At 66.3% G+C, this 2,638-nt stretch carries 2 protein-coding genes and 1 pseudogene; 1 reads left to right on the forward strand and 2 read right to left on the reverse strand.

Going from position 1 to position 2,638, the window contains the following annotated elements:
* Window positions 1-171 precede the first annotated feature (171 nt).
* Both hslU and hslV read right to left on the reverse strand, forming a co-directional pair.
* The gene (gene hslU / locus ACLP25_RS08540) at window positions 172-1,473 is read right to left on the reverse strand and encodes an ATP-dependent protease ATPase subunit HslU (protein WP_442468779.1); all 1,302 of its coding nucleotides are present in this window, start codon (window positions 1,471-1,473) and stop codon (window positions 172-174) included.
* Between the two features lie 4 nt (window positions 1,474-1,477).
* Window positions 1,478-2,044 (reverse strand): ATP-dependent protease subunit HslV, encoded by a 567-nt coding sequence (gene hslV / locus ACLP25_RS08545; protein WP_442468780.1) that lies wholly within the window; start codon window positions 2,042-2,044, stop codon window positions 1,478-1,480.
* A gap of 231 nt (window positions 2,045-2,275) precedes the next feature.
* Between hslV and ACLP25_RS08550 the strand changes: the two are divergent.
* Window positions 2,276-2,497, forward strand: a pseudogene (locus tag ACLP25_RS08550) (rhodanese-like domain-containing protein); the annotation flags it as partial.
* Between the last annotated feature and the right edge of the window lie 141 nt (window positions 2,498-2,638).

Below are 2,638 nucleotides of genomic sequence, written 5' to 3' on the forward strand. Positions count from 1 at the left end.
AAATCGACGGTGACCGAAATCGCCAGGAATTGACCCCGAAACGCGCTTTTTCGCGCGAGAATCTACGTTCACTTTCGTCGCTCCGGTCGCCGGCGACAGGCTCAAGCGCGCCGGGACCGCGACGACGACGTCAGATCGCGCTTGCGCCGAACGGCCGACCGGCCGAAGCGCTCACAGAATGAACCGGCTCAGGTCCGCGTTGCCGGCGAGGTCGCCGACCTGGCGCTCGATAAAGGCGTCGTCGATCTTCACCGTCTCGCCGGAGCGGTCGGCGGCGGTGAAGCTCACTTCGTCGAGCGCCCGCTCCATCACGGTCTGGAGCCGGCGCGCGCCGATGTTCTCGACCGAGCCGTTGACCTTGGCGGCGATGCGGGCGATCGCGGAGATCGCGCTTTCCGAGAATTCCAGCGCGACGCCTTCGGTCTGCAACAGCGCCACGTACTGCTTGATCAGGCTCGCCTCTGTGTCGGTCAGAATGCGCTTGAAGTCCTCTTCGGTCAGCGACTTCAGCTCGACGCGAATCGGCAGGCGGCCCTGCAACTCCGGCAGGAGGTCGGAGGGCCGCGCGATGTGAAAAGCCCCCGAGGCGATGAATAGAATGTGGTCGGTCTTGACCGTGCCGTGCTTGGTGGCGACCGTCGTGCCCTCGATCAGCGGCAGGAGGTCGCGCTGGACGCCCTCGCGCGAGATGTCCGCGCCGCCGCGGCCCTCGCGGGCGCAGATCTTGTCGATCTCGTCGAGGAAGACGATGCCGTTGCTCTCGACCTCGGCGATGGCGTCGCGCACGATCGCGTCCTGGTCGAGCAGCTTGTCGGCTTCCGCCGCGACGAGCGGCTCGCGCGCCTCGGCGACTGTCATGCGCTTTGGCTTGGTCCGCTGGCTTTTTCCAAAGATGTCGGCGATGTTGATCGCGCCGATCGAGGCGCCCGGCATGTTGGGCAATTCGAACATCGGCATTCCGGAGCTCGACTGCGGCAGTTCGACCTCGACCTCCTTGTCGTCGAGTTCGCCCGCGTGGAGCTTGCGCCGGAACGCCTCGCGCGTCGCCGAGGACGAGGCCGCGCCAACGAGCGCGTCCAAAAGCCGCTCCTCCGCCGCGAGCTCGGCCTTGGCCTCGATGTCCTTGCGCTTGCGGCTTTTGGTCAGCCCGATGCCGACCTCGACGAGGTCGCGCACGATCTGCTCGACGTCGCGCCCGACATAGCCGACTTCGGTGAACTTGGTCGCCTCGACCTTGAGGAACGGGGCGCCCGCGAGCTTGGCGAGGCGGCGCGCGATCTCGGTCTTGCCGCAGCCGGTCGGTCCAATCATCAGAATGTTTTTCGGCATGACCTCCTCGCGCATCGGCGACCCGAGGCGAAGGCGGCGCCAGCGGTTGCGAAGCGCGATGGCCACGGCCCGTTTGGCCTCCCCCTGACCGACAATGTAGCGGTCGAGTTCGGAGACGATTTCGCGCGGACTGAGTTCCGTCATGAGGTCAGAGGCTTTCAACGATCAGGTTCGTATTGGTGTAGACGCAGATATCGGCGGCGATGCGCATGGAGCGACGCACGATCTCTTCGGCGTCGAGCGCCATTGGCATGAGCGCGCGCGCGGCGGCGAGCGCGTAATTGCCGCCCGAGCCGATCGCCATGGCTGAGCCGTACTCGTCGGCCTCCGGCTCGAGCACGTCGCCGACGCCGGAAAGGGTGAAGCCCGTGCTCTTGTCGGCGACGAGCAGCATGGCCTCGAGGCGGCGCAGATAGCGGTCAGTGCGCCAGTCCTTGGCGAGTTCGACGCAAGCGCGGGCGAGCTGCCCCGGATATTGCTCGAGCTTCGCCTCGAGGCGCTCGAACAAAGTGAAGGCGTCGGCGGTGGCGCCGGCGAAGCCGGCGATCACCTCGCCCTTGGCGAGCCGGCGCACCTTGCGCGCGGTCGCCTTGACGACCGTCTGGCCCATGCTGACCTGCCCGTCGCCGCCGATGACCACTTTGTCGCCCTTGCGGACCATGAGAATGGTCGTCGCGTGCCAGCCCGGAAGGCGGGCGGCGGTTCCATCTGACATCGGCTTATCGTCCTTCGGTCGGCTGGCGCCGGATGTATGGGCGGATGCGGCGCCGCGCAAGTGCGCCGCGCGCGGGACGGACGTCTCGGCGCCACGGCCAGCGGGGCTCGGCTCCATCGGTCGCAAGCCAGGCCATGCCTGTCGGCGAGGCATGGGAACACGACGCGCAAGTAGCCATCGACCTTATAAGGACAACCGGCCGCGACGGCGCCAACAAAGGCTCGAAATGTCGAGTATGTCGATCTAGATTGCGACAGTGAACCCTCCGCGGTGGACGCCAGGCAAACGTTCGACCTGCCCGTGACAGACAGGACGGTCGTCATCATCTGCCAGGCGGGCGTGCGCTCGCGCAAGGCGCTGAACCGCGCGCAAGCGGCCGGACGCAGCGATTTGAAGCACTACGCCCGCGGCATGGCTGAGTGGCGCGCCCACAGCGGCGACGTCACGGTCTAGCCCGAACTTCCGGGACAATTGAGCGCAACTCATTGATGGGACTCGATATTGAGATCGAGTTCTGCCTACGCGGCGATCTTGAGGCCGAGGAGATCGAAGGCGCGGTTTTGGGGTTGGGTCGGCCTTGAGAGGATTGTCGTT

Source organism: Roseiarcus sp. (assembly GCF_052145395.1).
GTDB lineage: Bacteria > Pseudomonadota > Alphaproteobacteria > Rhizobiales > Beijerinckiaceae > Roseiarcus.